Consider the following 21146-nt stretch of genomic DNA (forward strand, 5'->3'; position numbering starts at 1 on the left):
ACTGCAGCCGGTTTCTTCCGAAGAACGAGGGCAGGCATAGTGACGATCTTGACTGGCAAGGCCGAGGCGCGCCGAAGACTGCAACCCGACAGGTTCGGCGTGCTGCGAAAGATTTGGGAGCATCGCGCCGACTACGCGTATGTGCTTCCTTCGATCGCAGTGATGCTCATCGTCATCGCCTACCCGATCTACTACACGATCGAGCTGTCGTTCTTCAATACACCGCCTGGCCTGCAGCTCCGGGACAAAATCTTCGTCGGTTTCGACAACTACATCGCCATCCTCACAAGTCCGGTGTTCTGGAAGGTCACCTCGAATACTCTTATCTGGACACTGGGATCCACCTTCATCTCATTTGTCCTGGGGTTTGCCTGTGCACTGGCACTCCATCGCGACTTTGTCGGCCGCGGCATTCTGCGCGCCATCCTGATCATTCCCTGGGTCATCAGCGCGGTCGCCGCATCCTATATCTGGAAGTGGATCTACCACTCGGACTTCGGGATCATCGGCGCGGTGCTGGTCGGCTTCGGATTGGCAGATCGGCCGCCGAACTTCATCGACAGCGTCAGCACGGTGCTGCCCTCGCTGATCGTCGTCAATATATGGCGAGAGTTTCCGTTTGCCATGATCATGATGATGGCTGGCCTGCAGACGGTTCCCGACCAGTTGCTGCGCGCCGCAAAAGTCGACGGAGCCAATGCGTGGCAGCGGTTCTGGCACGTCACCTTTCCGCACTTGAGAAACGTCTCGACGGTGACCGTCCTTCTGCTCGCGGTGGCCAATTTCAATTCTTTCATCATCCCCTGGATCATGACCGGCGGCGGGCCGTCGAATGCATCGCATATCTGGATCACCCACATTTACGAACTCGCCTTCGGCCGCCAGCGCTGGGGGGTGGCATCGGCCTATTCGGTGCTGCTGTTCCTGATCCTGATGTCGCTCGGCTATTTCTACGTCCGTGCGCTGAGCGGTAACGAAAAGAAGGATGGAGGCGAATGAGCGCGATTGCCGAGACTGCTCATCGAAGCCGGGCGCGTCGCCCTACGCGCATCGATGGATGGCGGTGGGGTGGACGCGTCTTCCTTGTGTTCATGCTGCTTTACACCGCATTGCCGATGATCTGGATGCTGATCACCTCGATCAAGTCAGGCTTTGCGGCCATGCAATTCCCGCCGCAATGGTGGCCGGACCAACCGACTCTGGACAGCTACCAGAAGCTGCTCGATCCGCAAAACAGCGTCGGCCAGGACTTCCTGCGCTTCTTCTGGAACAGCCTTTTCGTCTCCACTGCCACGACCATCCTTTCGGTAATCGTGGCAGTTCCTGCGGCCTACGCGTTTTCGCGCTTCACCTTCCCGGGCCGGAACTTTCTGTTCTTCGCTGTCCTCCTTCGCAACATGTTTCCGGCAGTGATCTTTCTCGTGCCGCTCTTCATCCTGATGCGCGCGATCGGGCTGGTGAACACGCATGGGTCGCTCGTCCTCACCTACCTCACATTCGGCCTGCCGCTGGCAATCTGGCTCCTGAAGGGCTTCTACGACAATATCCCGGTGCAACTCGAGCAGGCCGCACGCATCGACGGAGCAACGCGGTTCCAGGCCTTTGTCCTGATCGTGATGCCGCTCTCGGCGCCAGGCATCATCGCTACGGCGATCTATTCCTTCATCGGCGCGTGGAACGAGTACATCTACGCCTACACGTTCCTCTCCAAGAACGAGCAATTGACGCTGCCGGTCGGCATCCAGCGCTTCTTCTCGGAAAACACGACGGACTTTCCGGGCCTGATGGCGGCAAGCTTCATGATGAGCGTTCCCGTCGTGGTCCTGTTCCTCGTTCTTCAACGATACTTCGTCCGCGCCCTCACGGAAGGCGCAGTCAAGCACTAGGGAGTTGCCTGTGGCCCACGTGGTCCTCAAAGATCTGGTCAAGACCTATGGCGCCTTCAAAGCTGTCAACGATGTTTCGCTGACGGTCAATGACGGCGAATTCGTTGCGCTCGTCGGCCCTTCAGGCTGCGGCAAGACAACCACGCTCAATCTTGTGGCAGGGCTCATCCCCATCACATCGGGCGACATCGTCATCGGCGACCGGGTGGTCAACGACCTCGACCCCAAGGACCGGGACATTGCAATGGTGTTCCAGAACTACGCGCTCTATCCGCAGAAATCGGTCTACAAAAATCTGGCCTTCCCGCTGCAGATGCGCAAACTGCCACGGGACGAGATCGACAAGAAGGTCAGGGAAGCAGCGCGCGTGCTCGACATGACGCAGCTGCTAGAGCGCAAACCACGCGAACTTTCGGGCGGGCAACAGCAGCGCGTGGCGCTCGGCCGTGCCCTGGTTCGCGATCCGGCAGTATTCCTCATGGATGAACCACTTTCCAACCTCGACGCAAAGCTGCGCGTACAGATGCGCTCAGAGATCAAGCGTTTCCACCAGGACCTCAAGGCGACGATCATCTATGTGACGCACGACCAGCTCGAAGCAGTCACCATGGCCGACAGGATGGCGGTGATGAACGGCGGTTATCTGCAGCAATACGATACTCCGGCGCAGGTCTTTGCCCATCCGGTGAACATGTTCGTCGCCAGCTTCGTCGGCAGTCCGGCGATGAGCCTTGTCCCACTGGAGGCGTCAACGGCAGGCGGCGAGACCGTGTTGACCAGCGCGGAGGGCTGGCGCCTCGAACTCTCGCCACGCAACGCCCAGAAGGTCGCAAGGTCATCCACCAAGAAAGTCGTGCTCGGCGCACGCCACTCGACGATCAAGCTGCACAAGAGTGCGATGCCGGGAAGCGTCCCTGCCAAGGCCTACACGGTGGAGCCGACCGGAGATGTGACCTTCGTGCAGGCGTTCTTGTCCGGCGCCATCGTCAATGTCAGCGTGCCGCCGACCATTGCCGTCACGCCCGACGAACAGATCTGGCTCGAGTTCGATCAGGAGCGGATGCATCTGTTCGACGGCGAAACGGAAATGGCCCTCAAGGCCAACTGAGACCACGCGGATGCGCGTGAAACGAGGGCGTGGATGACTGCGAAGCTTAAAATCACGGCGATCAAGCCCTACCCGGTATGGGTAGGAACTCGCAACCAGATGCTGGTCAAGGTGGAGACCGACGAGGGCATCTTCGGCTGGGGTGAGAGCGGCCTGAGCGGTCGCGAGAAGGCCGTGACCGGCGCGATCGAGCACTATCGCGAATTTCTCATCGGTCGAGACCCGATGCAGGTTGGCCGGATTTGGCAGGAAATTTATCGCAGCCAATATTTCGAAGGCGGTCGTGTTCTGCAGGCGGCGATTTCCGCCATCGACATTGCCCTTCACGACATCAAGGGCAAGGCGCTGGGCGTGCCGGCCTACGAACTCTTGGGCGGCAAGCAGCGCGACCGCATCCCGACCTTCGCCTCGACAGGCGACGAGGCCGAGGGCGATGTTGCCATCGAACGCGCCCGCGAACTCCATGCACAGGGGTGGCAGGCGATCCGCTTCTTCCCCATCGGGCAAAGCAGCAACGACATCTTCGAGCCGCGGGAGTCGGTCGGGCCTACTGCACGCATGCTGAGCAAGGCGCGCGAGGCCCTCGGCGACGACGTCGTTGTCGGCATCGACTATCATCATCGGCTGTCGGTGGCAGAGGCGGCGAGCTTCTGCAACAAGCTCGGCCGTGGCGTGCTTGATTTTCTCGAGGAGCCGATACGAGACGAGACACCCGAAGCCTACGAATCCCTGCGCAGGATGACCGACATACCGTTTGCCATCGGAGAGGAGTTTGCCAGCAAGTGGCAGTTCCTGCCCTACATCGAGCGTGGCATCCATCAGTTTAATCGGCTCGATGTCTGCAATGTTGGCGGGCTCACCGAAGCGATGAAGGTCGCTGGCTGGAGCGAGGCGCACTATGTCGACCTGATGCCGCACAATCCCCTTGGACCGGTCTGCACGGCTGCGACCATCCATCTCGCCGCCGCGGTCCCCAATTTCGCTTGGCTCGAGACCAGAGCGCCCGAAGCAAAGCTAGGCTTCGACAATTCCGACTTCTTCCCCGTGCAACCACGGCTCGACGGCCCGGACTATCCGGTCAGCGACCTGCCGGGGCTCGGCGTCGAGGTCAACGAAGAAGCAATCAAGGCGGAGAGCTTTCGGTTCTGGGAAGCACCTCACCTCAAGCGCCGCGACGGTTCTGTCACCAATTGGTAGTTTCATCCACCGGAGCCTAAAATGACTCACACGCCCGATATTACGCGACCGCCCAGAGAGCTGATCGACGCACTGAAGGAGATCGGCGCCGCGACCATTGCCGGTACGCTCGGCCACATGGGCTTCCGCAATCCGCACATGGTCGGTCCCGTATCGCAGAGCCGCGGGAAGTCCATCGTCGGCCCAGCGCTGACGCTTCAATTCCTGCCGCAGCGGCCGGACCTTTTCAACGAGGGGGAATATGCAGATCCGGAGACGCAGTTGCACCGGCACGTGCTCTATCACGCGCAGGAGGGCGACGTGGTCGTGGTCGACGCGCGCGGCGACATGAGCTCCGGCGTCTTCGGCGATATGATGTCGACCTATTTCAAAGGAAGAGGCGGTGCCGGTATCGTGATCGACGGCTGCATGCGCGATCGGCCCAATGTCGAAAAGCTCGATCTCGCCCTCTGGCTGCGCGGCTGGACACCCAACTACCATGTGCAGACCAGCATTTATCCCAACGCCGTCAACGTTCCGATTGCCTGTGGCGGTGTCACGGTCATCCCCGGCGACATCATCGTCGCCGACGACGACGGAGTGGTGGTGCTTCCGGTCGCTATGGCCTCGAAAGTCATCGAGGAGTCGCAAAAGCATCATGAATGGGAGGAGTTCTCTCGGCTGAAGCTTATGGAGGGTGGGTCGTTGCAGCGCTACTATCCGCTGCATGACGATGCCCGCGAAGAATACGAAGAGTGGCGCAAAACAAAACGCCCGGGAATAGCTTAGCCGATGGATTACCTTAGCGGGCGCTGACTGATGTATCGCCGGCGTCTACATAGGAAGCACGGAGTCGAATTTCGCCGCCGGCTAATGCATTGACTGATTGAAAGTCGATGTGTGCCGATTTGAAATTTTTATGGCGTCCACTTGAAAGCAGAAGCTGGAAAAATCGGTGGCGTGCTCGCAGCGGGCGGAAGATCTCGCGCTTCCTCAGTCAAGACCTGTGGCTGTCCGGTTATTTTGCACTCGCAACGCGGCGGGTTGCGATCGCCAGCCAGGCGCATTTGCTGCGGCATGTGAAATGGTCAGCCGAAAACGACGAGGGGCATCGAATTTGAACGGGGCCGATCTGGGCGCGCAATGCTGCGAATAAGGGTTCCAATCTTATCCTGCTGTCCTTCGTGCGCATCTATGGCGACTTGTCTTGCATGATTCGAATGTCATGCTGTCTGCATGGTCTGCCTGCCTTTCTCGATTACGATGTATAACAGGCGCCTGCTCTTCTTCGCGGACTTCGTGCGGCGGCTCGGTGGCGCGGATGCAGGGGGAGAAAAAGGCGGCGTCTAAGGAGACTTCCCAAAAACTGCGCAGGGCAGCCCGCGCGTTCACCGTGGACGGCAGCAGGCGCTGCACGCGCCTGCCAGCGACGTGATGGATCTCTGGAGCGATTGCCCTACCCCTTCGAAAAAATATACGCCTCATAAATCTTGACTTAGATAATCATGTTATTTAGCGGTTTTATGCTGATGGTCTCGGCTCGCGGGGTCAGGCGACGATTAGTTAGGGGATTTTTGCATGAAATTCTTATTGGGTTGCACGGTCGTTATGACCGCTGTGGCAAGCGGTTCCGCGTACGGGCAAAGTGTCACCGAGTTGGCACCGATAGTGATCAGCACGAAGAAAGACGCCACTTCGACAATCGGAACCTTGCCGGAAGACTATGCAGGCGGACAGGTCGCCAAGGGCGCGCGCCTGGGGGCTTTGGGGAATCGGGATTTTATGGAGACCCCCTTTAATGTGACCGGGTATACATCCCAGACAATCGAAGACCACGGTGCGCAGACCGTGGGCGAAGTGATGGACAACGATCCGTCGGTCAGGAACACCCACTCGTCCGGGGGTATGTTGGATTCTTTCTACATCAGAGGCTTTCCGGTCGGCGAAGGCAACGCCGGCGAAATTGCGTTTGATGGGATCTATGGGATCGCACCCACCTACCGGGTTTTCACCGAGTATGCCGAGCGGGTCGAGGTGCTAAAGGGTCCGACAGCTTTCCTGTACGGCATCTCTCCCAACAGCGCCGTCGGCGGCACGATTAACATCGTTCCGAAGCGGGCGCTCGATGAGGATTTGACGCGACTAACGACAGATTACGCTTCCGACTTCCAGGGCGGGGTGCACGTCGACATGTCGCGCCGGTTTGGGGATGAACGGCAATTTGGCATTCGCTTGAACGGCAGCGTCCACGGTGGTGACACCCCGATAGACGATCAGACGCGCGACTTTTACGTCGGAGCCCTGGCTCTTGATTATCAAGGGGAAAATCTCCGGGCGACACTCGACGTGATCGGACAGCGCGAAACGTTCGACGCGCCTCAGCGTCCTTTCCTTCAAACCTCCGGCCTGATCGTGCCGGATGCACCTGACGGATCGCTCAACGTTCAGGAGCCGTGGGAGTGGTCGAAGAGCGCGGACCGCTCGGTTCTGGGCAGGGTCGAATATGATCTGACCGACGATATTACCTGGTTTGGCGCCGTGGGTGGCGGCAATTCTCACGTGCATCGCCTTTTTGGCCTGCCCACTATCCTGAACTCGGCCGGCGACGTCAGCATCACGCCACAGAATGCGGTGTTCGATGTCGACAGACTGACGGCAGAAACGGGTATCCGTGCCAAGTTTGACACCGGGCCGATCTCCCACACAATGACCCTCCAGGCGAGTTATCTCCACCAGAGCCTCGATCGTGCGATCATTTCAGGCACTGCTCAGATGAGCAATATGTACGACCCTGTCCGTCGTATCGAGCAGTTCGTCGCTGATCCCAGCTCAGTGCCGAAGGTTTCGGAAGCCAGCCTCTCCGGCATCGGCCTTTCGGACACTTTGTCGATGCTGGACGAGCGCGTGCAACTGACGCTTGGCGGGCGCTTCCAGCAGATCGACTCGAAGAACTTCAACACAGCAACAGGTGCTATCTCGTCGTCTTCGGATGAAGACGCCGTCACGCCGCTCGTTGGCCTTGTTGTCCGCCCCTGGGACGAGGTTTCCTTCTATGCCAATTACGCGCAGGGGCTAAGCATAGGCGATACGGCTCCCACCACGGCCATCAATGCGGGCGAAACACTCGCTCCGTACAAGACGACCCAATACGAGATCGGCACCAAGATCGACCTCGGGCAGATTGCCATGACCGTCAGCGCCTTCCAGATCGAGAAGCCCTTCGGCCAATTGGAGCCAAGCGGCAGCGGCCAGATCTTCACCGCCGGCGGGGAGCAGCGCAACCGCGGCGTTGAATTCAACGTGTTTGGCGAGGTGACGGATGACCTGCGCTTGCTTGGCGGCTTGGTGCTGATGGATGGCGAGCTGACGAATACATCGAGCGCTTCGACCCGTGGTAAGCGCCCGATCGGCGTACCCAAGGTCCAGGCCAATATCGGGGCGGAATGGGACGCGTCTTTCCTGGAAGGCCTGACGCTGACGGCCAATGTCATTCACACCGGGGAACAATATATCAATACGACGAACACGCTGAAGATCCCTTCCTGGACGCGCCTCGACCTCGGCGCTCGCTACAAGACGGAGATCGAAAAAAGGCCCGTCACCTTCCGGGCCTCCGTCGAAAACGTCTTCGACAAGGACTACTGGTCTGGGGTGGCAAGCTTCAGCACCATCGCCCAAGGCGCGCCGCGCACCTTCAAGGTATCGATGACCACGGACTTCTGAGGCGGTTGAAAGCAGCCAAGGCAGGCTTCACACTGCGTCATCGACGATCAGGTGAAGCTTGCCTTGAGAACATCTCTCGAGACGGCTTTTTACACGAAATGCCGTCTCGAGATTTCCTGGGGTCAGCACTTCAGTGACAGGACCGAACGCGTGCAGCGTTCCATGTGCAAGAATGGCGATCTTGTCGGCGAACTTCATCGCCAGATTCAGGTCATGGACCGCGATGATGACGAGCAGTCCTTTTTCCTTTGCCAGCGACTTTACATGCCTCATGACGTCGAACTGACGATGGAGATCAAGGGCACTCGTCGGCTCGTCGAGAAGCAGGACCGTCGGAGCGCGGACGACGCATTGTGCGAGCGCGACGAGCTGGCGCTGACCGCCGCTCAGTTCCGAAACATATTCGGACCCAAGATCGGCAATTTGCAGGGCGGCCAATGCCTGCTCGACCTCATGGAGATCGGCGTCGGCGAGCTTCCAGCCGCTGGTCTGCTTGCGCGCCAACAGCACAGCTTCGAAGACGGTCAAGGCCGCTCCGCTCACCTGATCCTGCGGCATATAGGCGATCGCTGTTTCGCGATCGTCGACACCCGCCAGGCGACATTCTCCGGCACCTGGAAGGATGCCGGCTATGCGGCGCAGAAGCGTTGATTTGCCGGCTGCATTGGCTCCGATCAGCGCGACGATTTCCCCTCCGTGGCACGGAGGCAATGACACGTCGCTGAGGACGGGACGGGCGCCGTAGACAGCTCCCAGGGCTTCAGTGCTGAGGACTACCACGTTTCGCGGCCTCCCTTCAGGATAAGATAGAAGAAGACCGGCAGGCCTACGACGGCGGTGATGACGCCGATCGGCAAGACCGCACCCGGCACGAGAACCTTCGCCACGGTGGAACTGGATGACATGATCAGGGCTCCGATCATGGCGCTGGCAGGAAGCAAGTGCCGCTGATCCTCGCCGACAAGCATCCGCGCAATGTGTGGCGCCACAAGTCCGACAAAGCCGATCGTTCCGACGAAGGCCACCGGGATGGACGACAAGAGCGATATCAGCACGAGCGTTTCCAGCCGAAGGCGGCGAACGGGGATTCCGAAGGATGCCGCTCGCGCCTCTCCGAGCCGAAGCGCCGTCAACTGCCAACGCCGATAAACAAAGACGGGAATGGTGAGAATCAGGACGCCGACCGTCACGGCAAGCTTCGGCCAGGTTGCCTTGGTCAGGCTGCCCATCGTCCAGAAGACGATGGCGGCAACAGCTTGATCATTTGCAAAATACTGGACGATTGCCAACGCGGTATTGAAGCTGAACACCAGCGCGATACCGAGCAAGACGATCGTCTGGACCGAGCTTCCACGCCGCAACCCTACGGAATGGATGACGAGGGCGGATCCGAGCGCCATGATGAAGGCGTTGACCGCGACGATATAGTCGCCGGCGACCGGTATGAAGGACAGCCCAAAAGCAAGAGCGAGCGCCGCGCCGAAGCTTGCTGCCGATGAAATGCCAAGCGTGAACGGGCTCGCGAGCGGGTTGTTGAGCACCGTCTGCATCTGGACGCCGGCGGTTGCCAGCGCCATTCCGACGACCACAGCCATGAGGGCTGACGGCATTCGAATGGACCAGATCACGACGCGCATCTGAGGCTGCGCATCCGCGGGCATCAGCACGGTTTTCAGCACATCGTCCAGTCCATACCAGGCCGGGCCGGTGGCGATGTCAGCGAGAAACACGAGGAGTGCCGCGGCAAGCAGCAGACAAAGGACGACATATTTTCTGAGGTTGGCGAGGCGATAGCGGCCGACCGCATCGACATGGCTGATGGTTGTCGTGGTTTCGGTCATGGCGCTTGGGTATCGAGGCTGACGGCATAGCCGGGTTGAAAGGAGATCGGCAGGAAGCGCTTGTGATATTCGGCAAATGTCCGGTCCGGGTCGAGATCGGCGAAGAGATCGGGATGGAGCCACTTTGCAATCCATTGGACCGCGATAAATTCATAGGGGCTGTTGTAAAACTGATGCCAGATAGCATGGAAATTACGCTTCGTCTGTGCCGTTGTCCCGGCATAAGCATCGCGCGTCGTGAACCATTCCAGCTTCTTCCTCGAGGCATCCAGATCTGCATTCGGGCCGACCGGAATCCAGCGGCCGCCGGGCACGTAGGCCTGCCAGTCGGCGCTGGTGACGATGACATGGTCGGGATTGGAGACGACCACCTGCTCAGGGCTCAGCTGTCCGAATGTCGAGGGCAGAAAATCGCTGCCGATATTATGGCCGCCGGCCAGATCTACATATTTGCCGAAATTCTCGGCGCCGAATGACAGGCAGCAGTCCTCGGAATATCCGCCGATGCGCTCGATGAAAACCTTCGGACGCTCCGGCTTGGTCCTGGCAAGCACATCCTCGACGCGAGCCATCGCCTCTCTGCGGAATGCAATCACGTCTTCTGCTCGCGCCTCGCGTCCCATGATTTTGCCAAGCAGCCGGATCGTGGGATCCGTATTCTGAAGCGGGTAATGCCGGAAATCGATGTAGAGAACCGGTATGTCGAGCGATGCGAGTTTCTCGATATACTGAGCGTCTTCGTTGGCCTGTTTGGCTTCAAGGTTGAGGAGAACCACATCGGGCTTCTTCACGATAGCGGATTCGATGTCGATCAGACTTCCTTCGTTTCCCTTGAAGGTCGGCAATTTCGCAAGATCGGGGAATTTGTCGAGATATTGCTTGTAGGTGGCGGGATCGGCTTCGATCAGGTCGTTACGCCACGCGACGATGCGCTGCAGCGGATCCTCCCTGTCAAGCGAGGCGACCAGGTAGAGCTGCCTGCCTTCTCCAAGCAGCATCCGGCGGACGGGAACATTAATCTGCACGTCCCGCCCGGCGATATCTTTGACGGTGATCGTGGTTTGCGACACTGAATCAGTGTCGGCTCGAGCAGTCAGAGCAGCAAGCGACGTCAGAAACAGGACGATCGTAAACGCGTAGAGGCGAAGGCGGGTCACAGGGGATCTCCAACAGGTAGGCGCGGGCGGGCGGAAAACCAAAGGCCGACGGCAGCAAACAGGGATGCTGCATAAAGCAGCGAGACGAGAGGGTAGACGCTTGTAAGTCCGAATATCTGGCTCACGCCGGCGCCGATGGCGATCCCCGCCACGGAAGCGATCTGTTGCCAGGACTGGGCGGTGCCTAGCACTGAACCCTGACGGCCATCGGCTGCAGCTGCAGAAACGAGCGCCACGAGGATGGGTGTCGTTCCGCCCAGCAAGCCGCCCCACAACAAATAGATGACAGCGAAATATTCAACGGAGCGCGTCAGGCCTGCAAGAGTGGTAAGCAACGAGCAGCCACCAGCAACAAGCGCCATCCAAACGAGGATGAAGCTTGTCGAACGATCGTTGAAAAACTGCGCCCAGAGCGGCGCTGCCACGACAAAGCCGAGCGCCAGAAGGCCGTAGCTGAAGCCGGTGACCCAGTAGGGTGCGTGAAACACCTCGTCCATGTACAGCGCGAAAGGCACCTGCAAGACCATTCGACTGGCAAGCATCATCCCGGTCAGTACCAACAGGCCCCAGACGGGTACTGTGGATCGGGCTTTGGAAGCTTGATCTTGCCCGATGCGATCGCGGGCGGCCCGGTTGGTCTCTCCAACGGGATGAGGCAGGATCGCAAAGGCGGTCACGGCACAGGCAGCACAGATGAAGCCGGCCGTCAGGTTGATCGCCGTAAAGGAGGATGCATCCAGGATGAGGCCACCCAGAAACGCACCGCCGAGCGAACCGACATTGGTCGCCACCTGAAGCCAGGTCAAAAGCACGCCGCGATTGCGGCCGCCCGTAACCTGGATGCCGTAGGCCTGGGCCGGCGCGATATAGCCGGCACAACATCCCTGCAGAAATCGCAGGAGCAGGATCAGCCAGACGTGCTGGGCAAAGGAAACAAGCAGCTGGGTAATCGCGAGCCCCGCAAGCGCTCTGACCATCATAAGGCGATTGCCGTAGCGGTCACCCATCCGCCCCCACAGCGCGCTGGTAAGAGAGACGCCCACCATGGGGCAAACATAGACCCCGATTCCAGCCAATGCGAACAATCCGCCGGAGGACGACAATTCCTCAATACGCAGCGGCCAGAACGGACCGCTCATCTCCATGGCGCCCATGGAAACGAACTGCAGACCAAAGAGAATAGCAAAGACCGACCCGAAGCCTCGGATAATTGCGATAGTCCCCGTCATGGCGTTTCCGTCAGCGGGTTCGGCAGTTCATGCTCCAGGCGATAGTTGCGATATCGCTCGAGATGCATGCGCAAGACAGATCGTGTCGGCCAGGGGCGTTTCAGAAACGCCTCCCGCTCTTCCAGCCAAAATGCGTCCGACAGCATGCGTGCTCGTACTTGATCAAAAGCATCTTCAGTCTGCTGTCTAAGGATCGCCCAAGCTTCGCTGAGCCCGAAGTGTTCGTTCACGCAAAGCGCCACTTCGTGAAGATGGCAGACGAAGCAGGCATCGATGACGAACGAGCGAACAAGAGCGATGTCGTCATTGAAGGTGGTCGGCAAGATGCCGGCGCGGCTGAACGGCTTCAGCGAATAACCTCGCGCCTCGAACAGCGGGGCGAAGCTTCGGCCATCACCGAAGTCGCGAATGAGCAGCCGCTGCGGGCGCCCAGACGGATCGAAGAGTACCGTGCTATTCTGCTGGTGAGCTTCAAAGGCGATACCATACAAAAGATACATGGCGATCGTTGGCCTGAGAACGACCTCGGCATAATTGCGAAAAAACTCTGCGGCAGCTGGCCGACCATTGCCCATGCACGCGATCAATTCGCAGATCAGCGGCCGACCATCGACGGGACTTGCCGCAAGCAAGGCGGCCACGGTGACGGGCATCAGACCGTCTTTTCGTGCGATTCCGTCCGCCTCGCGATAGACAACGGAGAGAAAACGGCCCGGATGTTCATCGCCGGTTTCAGGATGGTGGAGGATCGCGCCCAGTTCTTCGCGGAAGAACTCAAGATCGCCGCCAACGGCTTCATCGGCAGCGAGAATATCGGAGATGAGAGTACTGAGCCTCGGACCCATGTGAATGGACTTCGCCTGTAAGGTGCGCATTTCGCTCGTCATCCAGACTGCGACGGGCAATTTGATGAACGGCCTTGCGTCTTCCAGGTCCGGCAACATCGTGCGAAAGGACATGGAGGGGATTGTGGCGATCTCCGGTCCCTCGACTACAAGCACGCCGGAAGCGATCTCGTCGGCAAATTCACGGCGAACAAAATGGTCCAGGTGCCAGGCATGGATCGGCAAGGGCAGCCAGTCCGCGGGCGTTTGCCCTTTTTCGATCAAAGCTTTCGCCCAAGCCTCCCAGAGTTCCGGATAGTTGTCGCAGAACCAGTCGTTATAGCTGTCTACATGGGGCATCATCTCCACATAGGCCCAATCCTGCCGTAGCGCGGCTATCCGCAGATTGACGCGCGCACCGAACTCTGGCGACAGGGCCTCTACTTCCTGTGCCGACAGACCGGGCTTCGATTTCCAGGTCGGATAGAATGGATGTCCTTCCAATGATCCCCACTGGTCCAGCACCATGGCGGCCTGATGGACGGGGCGTGTACGGCGAAGATGGGCGATGAGGCCGGTGTCGCCGTCGGTTTCTATCTTCCGGCTGAGCGAAGCAATCCAGTCCTGGCGGTGACGACGGATCAGCGCGTCGTTCTGCACGCTGTTGTCGATGTCGGCGAGCAGGCGCGCAATCCCGTCCGAGGCAGGCTCAACCGCCCAATCCGATGAGCTTTCTGCAACCAGGTCGGCTGGTCCTTTCAGCAGTCGCCGCCTGCCCCTTTCATCGATGATTTCGATCGCACCCCGGTTCAGCATCGTATTCGCCGGCAACCGCCGCAGGTCTACGAAATAGAGAACCTTTCTCGCGGACCATAACGGAAGCCATGCCTGTCTGCCGTCGTCGGACCAAAGCAAGGCTTCGGGATTGAGGATGCGCTCGGCAAATAGGCATCGCACGAGTCGCGCCAAAGCATTATGCCGTGCCTGTTGGTGGAATTGCGAGTCGAGCGTTTCTCTCGCCCCCGCGTAGGACGTGACGATAGTTTCATTCATCCGATTGCCTCCGCCCATTTCACGGGAACAAAATTCAGAGGTGGCTGCGGCAGATTGCCGTGATAGGCCCGCGCCCAACGGTAGGTCGTTTCGATGGCGGGTACCGGCACATTGAGGCGCTTGCCTATTTCCAGGAGGAGGGCCTGACCGAAGGCAATGTCTTCATGAAAGGCGCGGCTTTCCCGATCGATGACAAGTCCCGGTCCGTCAGGGTTGGCAACGAGCGGTGCACGGATTCCGGCATAGGCGCTGTTCGTTCTCAGCAGGGAATACATGGTACTGTCATCGCCGATCTGGTCGCCATAGGCCTCGATCAACTCTTGCCGAAGCGGCTTTACGCTTGCCAGATCGACTTTGAGCCGCTTTTCGGCGGCATGTTTGAGCGCCTGATTTTCGGCATCGCAGGCTTCCAGCATTTCCGCGCCGGAGCGCGGGCAGTCGCTCCACCAGCAGATCGGCTCATCGAAGGGTTGTTCCTCCCACGGGGCACCGGGGCCGACCAGCCCGTAGAGGACAGCCGGATGCATCAACGCGTTGCCTGGGGTCAGTGTAATCTCGAGATAGTCGTCGAGGATAATGATCGGCGCTTCGTAGAGCCGACCGAGCATATCCGACAACTCTTGTTTGGCAGCAGCCACCTCGCGACGATGAAGCGCCGCATAGAGCTGAGCCTTCGCGCCGCCCATGCGCACTTCGCTGCCCGCCAGGAGATTGTGGGCGGTATGGGGAACGTCTTTCATCCCCCAGATCACGACGTTCTCGCGATCAGCGAACGCAGCCTCGGCCAGCCAGTCGAATCCGCAAAATCCCGGAACGGCTCCGACGAAGACCCGCTTATTGCCTGGCAGATGCGGCGCAATCTGCTGCAGGAGCGCGGGGCGCGCCTGAGCAGGCTGCGTCACGACGACCAGATCCGCATCGGCCAGTGCCGCCTGCGGATCGGTACCGACATGGTCGATCCGTCCCGTCAGAACGCTGCCTTCAGGCAGATTCGCTCGCCAGACCCGCTCTCCGCTCGACCATTTATCGGCAAGCTCGGCCGACGATGTCAAAACGGATACGTCCACGCCGTCGTTTTGTTTGAACAGGACGGCATTCAGATGGCCGGTTCGCCCGGCCCCGCATATTGTGACCTTCATGCCGCGCGCGCCTGCCCGGAAAGCCACGCATCGAGCTTTGCGGCAATCGACGGGTCGAACAGGCCGCGCTTTGCCATCCACTCGTCGTCGAAGACCGAACCGAGATATTTCTCCCCTCCATCGGCGACGGTCGTCACGACGGTCCCCTGCAATTTGCCGGAAGCGATGAATTCGAGAGCCTTATAGATCGCCCCGCCTGTCGATCCGCCAACCAGCAATGCTTTGCGACGCGCAATATAGCGGGCCGTTTCGAATGCCTGCTGATCGGTAACCTGTACGCCCTCGTCAATGCAGCTATAGTCGAGGACCTTGCCGACCTCATCGCCGGCCGGGGTGCCGGTTCCGGACTGGTAATAGGGATGTCCCGGTTGTCCGAACACGATGGAGCCGGCAGGCTCCACTGCGATCGTGCGAATCGCCGGCAAGCGCTGCTTCAGCCGCTGCGAAATGCCCGTCATCGACCCGCCGGTACCGACGCATCCCACAAACGCGTCGATGCCATCGGGAAGCTGCTCCATCAGTTCGTCAACATAGTCAGCATAACCTTCCGGATTGGCAGGATTGTCGGACTGGTTCATGAACATGGCGCCCGGCAGTTGCGCGCCGAGCTGCGCTGCCAGCCTCTGCCGGGCGACGACGGCGACTTCATCTTCCCTGAAGTCCCCTTCGACATAGCGGATTTCGGCGCCGATCGCGCGCATCATGCGGATCTTGTCGGGCGCGGCATGATGGTCCACGACGGCAATGAAATTCAACCCGAACTCAACCGCCGCCAACGCCAGGCCGATACCGGTGTTTCCCGAAGACGATTCGACAATCGTGCCTCCCGGGGCAAGCCGGCCGTCCTGCAAGGCGGCCACGACCATGCTGCGCGCCATGCGGTCCTTCATCGAACCGCCGGGATTGTTCTTTTCTATCTTCAAAACCAGGATGGAATTCCGGTTCGGGATCTCGATCGACATAACGGGGGTACGCCCAATCAATTGGGTCACATTCGTGGGAAGCATGGTGTCCTCTCCTAGTTATCGGGATAGATCGATAGTTCACCGGCTGCGCTCTTTGTTACGCACAGCCGCTTGGGCATCGGGTGGCGATGAAACTCGTTTTCGAGGAGATCCATCTGATAGCCGCCGGTATTGGCCCAGACGAGGAGGTCTCCGGCCTCCGGAACGTCGCGAAAGCCAAGCCAGCGATTGCTCAGGACGTCTTCATCGAGGCAGCTATGTCCCGCTATATAGGCCTGGAAGGGCTCGCCCGCGCGCGCCCGGTCGTTCTGGCGCAGCAGGATCGGATCCACCATGAATTCGGAAGCAAACCAGGTCTCGCAGGCGCTGAAACTGCTGCCTTCGACAAAAATCACACCATTTCCGTCGCCGAGATCCTTCACGCGCGTGATACGGAAAGCTGAAATCGCCGCTTGATCGACGAGGAACCGTCCCGGCTCCATGGCGAGCGTTAGTTCGTGCTGCCTGAGATAGTCATCGATCGTCTGGCCTGACGACAGTGGCGCGCCCAAAAAGCAGGCAAGCCACGCCGCCGCAGATTGCGGACCGCCGTAGGGATAGAAGGAAGCCGGAACCTTGCCCGTCCGAAAATCATCGGCGCTTTGGCGCTGCAGATGTTCTTCCCATGCCGTCTCAGACACATATTGGACCGGCAGACCGCCGCCGATATCGATCATTTTGGGAGAAAGCCCGATCGCGCGTGCTTCCTCCACCAGCTTGACCGCCTCCTCAAACGCAACCGCCCGATCTTGCCAGCGGTATCCGCTCAAATGGAAATGTATGCCGTCGAATCGAAAACGATCATCGGTGGCGACGCGCGACAGGCATGCTCGCACCTTGTCGGCAGCCATGCCAAAACGGCTTTTTTCATGACCTTTCGGCTGCAGTCGCAAAAGGACAGGCTGCTTGACCCCATCGTTTGGCAGGCGCTTCGATATGTCGGTCAGTTCCTCCGGACTGTCCACGCAGATGAGAGCACCGATGCGGACGAGTTCGTCATGAAATTGCGCCGTCTTTGCGGGACCGGTCGCCACAATGTCGTTGCCCTGAGCCCCGAGTTTTACGGCATCACGAAGCTCGTAAACACTTGACACGTCGATGCCTGCGCCTGCCCCGAGTGCGGCCTGCATCAGGCCGGAGGATTTGTTGACTTTCGAACCATAGTAGATCGCGTGTCCGATTCCCCGTTCGTCGAGAACGTGGCGCAGGGCTTCGACATTTGCGTTGAGCTCCGAAGGAAGCACGAGGTGAAGCGGAGATCCGTATTGCTCGGTCCATTTGTGCAGGCGCGGCGCGCTCGCGGTCAGAATGTCGGCAGCAAGAGGAGAGAGAATTGGAGACAGTTCCGTCCCCGTGACCGGGATGATGTGCGACGTCATCCAGCGAGCCTCTCCGAATTATCGAGTGGCTCGTACCACTGTCGAAGATCGTCAAGGTTCACATCGCACGCCGGGAGGTCATTCAGGAAAATGTGGCGGGTGGTTTTGATCGGGAATTTTTGTCGGTTGCGGGCCATGTCGTAAATGTCGGCCGGCGTGATCGTCTCACCGGGCCTCCAGGCTTCGACGCGTACGCTCCTATAGTCGAGGAGAACGGTTGGAACAGCACGCAGTCCAAGCCGGAACGCCACTTCCAAACGGTGATGGCCGTCCATCACGAAAAGCGCGTCCTTCTCCACCATGATCGGCACTGTCCAGCAACCGGCCGTGGAAATGAGGCCATGAACTTCATCAACCCTCCGTGCATCTGTTTCCTCGGTTGGAATCAACTTATGCGGGGATAGCAGACGGAACTTCATGGTTTCAGCCACCTTTCGTTGTCTTATTTGACCAAAATTGTGTCGAAAACTTGATGTTTATACTCATGTTATATCGCACCCTTAACGCGATCATGACAAATCTGTCAACGAGGGGTTTTTACTCTGCCTACCAATTTCCGCTGAGAGCGGAGCGTTACGGAGCATCAACGCGCTGGACTGCAACGGCTTTTGCGATTGCCTTTGCGATGGAAGCCGGTGCCCTGGCACCGCGCCATGTCACGACCTTCAGGTCATCATCCTGGAACAGAGCGCCTAAGCCGATTGGCTTGATCCCACGGTGTCCGGAGAGCGCTCATCAGGGCGCCTGCGCCAGGAACGCTGTCGGCGCAACAAGCCGACCGCCCGAGGATCCTGGCAGGACGGAGTTTGACGTGGGACTCGTCCCTCGTCCCCTTTGCAGTTGAAGGGATACGAACTACCGCCACTGTTATTTGCTTCGCCAGCGCAATCGATGTTGCCGCAGCTCGTCCTCGTGGAGACCAGTCTCTCGGAAAATTCACCGAAAACCGCTTCTCGCTGGCGCAACTGATCGGAGACTTCGCTGCGCTGGTCGTCGATCTGGATGATCCTGCCGACGCTTGGCAAGGTGGCAGCTCAGGCGACGCCCGCTCGCAGTTTCAGCGCCAGATCCGGGCTGTCCGAGGTCAGGCTGCCAATGCCGCGTTCCAGCCAGTGGCGGATGCCGGGCTCATCGTTGAGGGTCCAGACACAGAGCCGCTCCATCGGCAGCCGGCTGCGGATCAGATCCCATTCGGCTTCCATCAGTTCGTGATGGACGGCGACGATCTCCACCAGTCCGTCCACGCGGTCGATGAAGGCGGCAAGCCCACCCTGCTTCTCGGCCCAGGCGGCATTGACGGAGACGAGGCGGGAGACATCAGGCGCATGAAGGCGGCAATCCTCCAGCACGGACGTGTCGAAGGAGGTCAGGTAGGAGCGCTCGCCGACATCGAAGCGGGCAAGGTCGGCTGCGACGCGCGCGGCGATCCCGGGATAGGCCTTGCCGGTCTCGTCGATCTTGATCTCGACATGCAGGTCGATGCCCTTGTTTGGGCCGAGGACTTCGAGCACCTCGCCGAGTGTAGGAATCGCCTCGTCCGTACCCTTCAACAGCGTGGCCTTGCGGGCTTCGCCCGACAGGTTCTGCACCGGGCCTGAGCCTTCGGCAGTGCGCTCCAGTGTGGCGTCGTGGATGACGACGAGTTCACCCGAGCGCGTCAGGTGCACGTCGAATTCGATGGCGTCGACGCCAAGCGTGATCGCGTTGCGGAAGCCGGTGAGCGAGTTTTCGGGCCAGAGGTTGCGGGCGCCGCGATGGCCGGTGATGCGCGTCATGGAATATCCCTTCACTATATCATTTCAGAGCATTAGCGGATCGTCGGGTCGAGCTTGTCGCGCAGCCAGTCGCCGACGAGCGAGATCGACAGCGTCGTCAGCATGATGACGACGGAGGGCGCCAGCATGATCCACGGCGCGCGCGTCAGATATTCGCGTCCGAAGCCCACCATGTTGCCCAGGCTGGTTTCCGGCGGCTGCACGCCGAGGCCGAGGAAGGAAAGACCGCTTTCCATCAGGATGATCTCGGGGAAGGTCAGCGTCATAGAAACGATCAGCGTCGAGGCGACATTCGGCAGGATATGATGCAGGTAGACCCGCGAAGGCCTCGCACCGAGCTGCACCACGGCCGCCGCATAGCCCTGGGCGCCGGCGGCGATCGCAAGGCCGCGGGCGATGCGCGCATAGCGCTCCCAGCCGTAGAAACCCATGAGGCAGACGAGCAGCAGCATGGAGGAGCCGAAGAAGGCGAGCACTGCCAGCGACATGATGAGAAAGGGAAGTGCCGCCTGGAAATCGGCAAGCATCAGCACCAGATGCTCCACGAAGCCGCGGAACCGCGCCGCCAGGAACCCGAGCAGCGTGCCGAAGACGGCCGAGAGGATCGTCGCGCAGAAGGCGATGACGAGCGAAACGCGGATCGACTGGATGAGGCGCGAGAGCACGTCGCGGCCGAGTTCGTCCGTACCGAGCAGGTGCTTCAGCCCGCCCGGCCCCCAAAGCCGGCTGCCAAGATCCATGGCCGTGATGTTGAACGGCCGGATCGTATCGGCGAAGAGAGCGATCAGCACCATTGCCGCCAGCCACAGCAGGCCGAACGCCACCGAGATCGGCAGGTTGCGGCGCAGGAAGGAGACGAGGCGGTTGGGCTTTGCGGAAGCCGATGTTGCGGCGAGATCGACGGTTGCCATCGGTTTTCTCCTCAATGTGCGGCCGCATGCGAGCGAAGGCGCGGATCGAGCCAGCCGTAGAGCAGGTCGACGACGAGGTTCGAGACGACCATGGCGACGGCGATGATCAAAAGGATGCACTGCACGACCGCGAGATCGCGATTGGTGACCGAAACCACCAGCAGCCGGCCGATGCCGGGCCAGGAAAAGATCGATTCCACCACGACGGCACCGGCGATCAGCGAGCCGACCATGAAGCCGACGATCGTGACGATCGGCACCGCCGCATTCGGCAATGCGTGGTTCCAGACCACGTCGCGCCATGTCAGCCCCTTGGCCGAGGCGGTGCGGATATAGGGCTGGCCCATCACCTCGATCATGGCGCTGCGCGAAAAGCGGGCAAGGATGCCGATGCCACCGATGCTGAGCGTCAGCGTCGGCAGGATGCCGTGCATCCAGGTATCCTGCCCGCCGGACGGCAGACAGCCGAGGATGACGGAGAAGACCAGGACGAGCAGCAGTCCCATGACGAAGGAGGGAATGGTGAAGCCGAGCACGGCGAGCAGGATGACGCCGCGGTCCGAAAAACTCTGCCGGTGCAGCGCCGCATAGACGCCTGAGGGAATGCCGAAAATGAGCTTGAGGATGAGCGCAGGGATGGTCAATTGCAGCGTCGCCGGCACGCGTTCCAGCACCAGGTTGAGCGCGGAGGCCTTGTCGCGCATCGAGACGCCGAAATCGCCCGTGAAGATCGACCTGATATAGGCGAGATATTGAATCCACAGCGGCTGGTCGAGGCCCCATGCCTTGCGGAAGGCATCGACGGACTCCTTCGGCACGTCAGGCCCGAGCATGACAGTCGCAGGATCGCCCGACATGCGCAGCACGACGAAGGCGAAGGTGACGACCGCCATGACGGTGAGCACCGCACGGAACAGGCGCACGAGAACGAAACGGATCAT

18 protein-coding genes are annotated in these 21146 nt (G+C 59.9%); 6 read left to right on the top strand and 12 right to left on the bottom strand.

Annotation, left to right across the window (positions count from 1 at the left end; all coding sequences use genetic code 11):
- The first annotated feature begins 39 nt into the window (after positions 1–39).
- From JNB85_RS02750 to JNB85_RS02775, 6 genes are all read left to right on the top strand, one after another.
- Positions 40–999: a carbohydrate ABC transporter permease gene (locus tag JNB85_RS02750; RefSeq protein ID WP_220332853.1), complete on the top strand. Its 960-nt coding sequence runs from the start codon at positions 40–42 to the stop codon at positions 997–999.
- Entirely contained in the window at positions 996–1886 is an 891-nt protein-coding gene (locus tag JNB85_RS02755; protein ID WP_220332854.1) for a carbohydrate ABC transporter permease, read from the top strand. Before JNB85_RS02750 ends, JNB85_RS02755 begins: the two co-directional genes overlap by 4 nt.
- 10 nt (positions 1887–1896) lie before the next feature.
- Positions 1897–2994, top strand: coding sequence for an ABC transporter ATP-binding protein (locus JNB85_RS02760; RefSeq protein WP_220332855.1), 1098 nt, complete (start codon positions 1897–1899; stop codon positions 2992–2994).
- Between the two features lie 33 nt (positions 2995–3027).
- A complete protein-coding gene (locus JNB85_RS02765) occupies positions 3028–4191 on the top strand; it encodes a mandelate racemase/muconate lactonizing enzyme family protein (RefSeq protein WP_220332856.1) in 1164 nt (387 codons plus the stop codon).
- A 21-nt stretch (positions 4192–4212) separates the two neighbouring features.
- Positions 4213–4959: a ribonuclease activity regulator RraA gene (locus JNB85_RS02770; RefSeq protein WP_220332857.1), complete on the top strand. Its 747-nt coding sequence runs from the start codon at positions 4213–4215 to the stop codon at positions 4957–4959.
- Between the two features lie 789 nt (positions 4960–5748).
- Positions 5749–7893 (top strand): TonB-dependent receptor, encoded by a 2145-nt coding sequence (locus tag JNB85_RS02775; protein WP_420852250.1) that lies wholly within the window; start codon positions 5749–5751, stop codon positions 7891–7893.
- Between the two features lie 27 nt (positions 7894–7920).
- Here JNB85_RS02775 and JNB85_RS02780 read toward each other — a convergent pair whose 3' ends face one another.
- The 12 genes from JNB85_RS02780 to JNB85_RS02835 all read right to left on the bottom strand — a co-directional run bounded on the left by JNB85_RS02780 (position 7921) and on the right by JNB85_RS02835 (position 21146).
- Entirely contained in the window at positions 7921–8673 is a 753-nt protein-coding gene (locus tag JNB85_RS02780; protein WP_220332859.1) for an ABC transporter ATP-binding protein, read from the bottom strand.
- Positions 8667–9734, bottom strand: coding sequence for a FecCD family ABC transporter permease (locus tag JNB85_RS02785; RefSeq protein WP_220332860.1), 1068 nt, complete (start codon positions 9732–9734; stop codon positions 8667–8669). The genes JNB85_RS02780 and JNB85_RS02785 overlap by 7 nt, the downstream gene beginning before the upstream one ends.
- The gene (locus JNB85_RS02790; RefSeq protein WP_220332861.1) at positions 9731–10891 is read right to left on the bottom strand and encodes an ABC transporter substrate-binding protein; all 1161 of its coding nucleotides are present in this window, start codon (positions 10889–10891) and stop codon (positions 9731–9733) included. Before JNB85_RS02790 ends, JNB85_RS02785 begins: the two co-directional genes overlap by 4 nt.
- Positions 10888–12120: an MFS transporter gene (locus tag JNB85_RS02795; protein ID WP_220332862.1), complete on the bottom strand. Its 1233-nt coding sequence runs from the start codon at positions 12118–12120 to the stop codon at positions 10888–10890. Before JNB85_RS02795 ends, JNB85_RS02790 begins: the two co-directional genes overlap by 4 nt.
- A complete protein-coding gene (locus JNB85_RS02800; protein WP_220332863.1) occupies positions 12117–13997 on the bottom strand; it encodes an IucA/IucC family protein in 1881 nt (626 codons plus the stop codon). The genes JNB85_RS02795 and JNB85_RS02800 overlap by 4 nt, the downstream gene beginning before the upstream one ends.
- Complete coding sequence (locus JNB85_RS02805; RefSeq protein WP_220332864.1) at positions 13994–15136, bottom strand: NAD/NADP-dependent octopine/nopaline dehydrogenase family protein; 1143 nt, start codon at positions 15134–15136, stop codon at positions 13994–13996. The genes JNB85_RS02800 and JNB85_RS02805 overlap by 4 nt, the downstream gene beginning before the upstream one ends.
- Complete coding sequence (locus tag JNB85_RS02810; RefSeq protein ID WP_220332865.1) at positions 15133–16143, bottom strand: cysteine synthase family protein; 1011 nt, start codon at positions 16141–16143, stop codon at positions 15133–15135. Before JNB85_RS02810 ends, JNB85_RS02805 begins: the two co-directional genes overlap by 4 nt.
- A gap of 11 nt (positions 16144–16154) precedes the next feature.
- A complete protein-coding gene (locus tag JNB85_RS02815) occupies positions 16155–17519 on the bottom strand; it encodes a Y4yA family PLP-dependent enzyme (RefSeq protein ID WP_220332866.1) in 1365 nt (454 codons plus the stop codon).
- The gene (locus JNB85_RS02820; protein ID WP_220332867.1) at positions 17516–17938 is read right to left on the bottom strand and encodes a ParB N-terminal domain-containing protein; all 423 of its coding nucleotides are present in this window, start codon (positions 17936–17938) and stop codon (positions 17516–17518) included. The genes JNB85_RS02815 and JNB85_RS02820 overlap by 4 nt, the downstream gene beginning before the upstream one ends.
- 615 nt (positions 17939–18553) lie before the next feature.
- On the bottom strand, positions 18554–19294 hold the full coding sequence (locus JNB85_RS02825; RefSeq protein WP_220332868.1) for a glycerophosphodiester phosphodiesterase family protein: 741 nt from the start codon (positions 19292–19294) through the stop codon (positions 18554–18556).
- A gap of 32 nt (positions 19295–19326) precedes the next feature.
- A complete protein-coding gene (locus tag JNB85_RS02830; RefSeq protein ID WP_220332869.1) occupies positions 19327–20205 on the bottom strand; it encodes an ABC transporter permease in 879 nt (292 codons plus the stop codon).
- 11 nt (positions 20206–20216) lie between these two features.
- Entirely contained in the window at positions 20217–21146 is a 930-nt protein-coding gene (locus JNB85_RS02835; protein WP_220332870.1) for an ABC transporter permease, read from the bottom strand.

It is taken from the genome of Rhizobium mesosinicum (assembly GCF_019511345.1).
GTDB classification, from domain to species: Bacteria; Pseudomonadota; Alphaproteobacteria; order Rhizobiales; family Rhizobiaceae; genus Rhizobium; species Rhizobium mesosinicum.

Excerpts from the sequence above, each read along its gene's own strand:
- JNB85_RS02785 (WP_220332860.1), bottom strand. The coding sequence starts at position 9,734 with ATGACCGAAACCACGACAACCATCAGCCATGTCGATGCGGTCGGCCGC.
- JNB85_RS02765 (WP_220332856.1), top strand. The coding sequence starts at position 3,028 with ATGACTGCGAAGCTTAAAATCACGGCGATCAAGCCCTACCCGGTATGG.
- JNB85_RS02835 (WP_220332870.1), bottom strand. The coding sequence starts at position 21,146 with ATGATCCGTTTCGTTCTCGTGCGCCTGTTCCGTGCGGTGCTCACCGTC.
- JNB85_RS02800 (WP_220332863.1), bottom strand. The coding sequence starts at position 13,997 with ATGAATGAAACTATCGTCACGTCCTACGCGGGGGCGAGAGAAACGCTC.
- JNB85_RS02755 (WP_220332854.1), top strand. The coding sequence starts at position 996 with ATGAGCGCGATTGCCGAGACTGCTCATCGAAGCCGGGCGCGTCGCCCT.
- JNB85_RS02820 (WP_220332867.1), bottom strand. The coding sequence starts at position 17,938 with ATGAAGTTCCGTCTGCTATCCCCGCATAAGTTGATTCCAACCGAGGAA.
- JNB85_RS02770 (WP_220332857.1), top strand. The coding sequence starts at position 4,213 with ATGACTCACACGCCCGATATTACGCGACCGCCCAGAGAGCTGATCGAC.
- JNB85_RS02830 (WP_220332869.1), bottom strand. The coding sequence starts at position 20,205 with ATGGCAACCGTCGATCTCGCCGCAACATCGGCTTCCGCAAAGCCCAAC.
- JNB85_RS02805 (WP_220332864.1), bottom strand. The coding sequence starts at position 15,136 with ATGAAGGTCACAATATGCGGGGCCGGGCGAACCGGCCATCTGAATGCC.
- JNB85_RS02775 (WP_420852250.1), top strand. The coding sequence starts at position 5,749 with ATGAAATTCTTATTGGGTTGCACGGTCGTTATGACCGCTGTGGCAAGC.
- JNB85_RS02795 (WP_220332862.1), bottom strand. The coding sequence starts at position 12,120 with ATGACGGGGACTATCGCAATTATCCGAGGCTTCGGGTCGGTCTTTGCT.
- JNB85_RS02810 (WP_220332865.1), bottom strand. The coding sequence starts at position 16,143 with ATGCTTCCCACGAATGTGACCCAATTGATTGGGCGTACCCCCGTTATG.
- JNB85_RS02825 (WP_220332868.1), bottom strand. The coding sequence starts at position 19,294 with ATGACGCGCATCACCGGCCATCGCGGCGCCCGCAACCTCTGGCCCGAA.
- JNB85_RS02815 (WP_220332866.1), bottom strand. The coding sequence starts at position 17,519 with ATGACGTCGCACATCATCCCGGTCACGGGGACGGAACTGTCTCCAATT.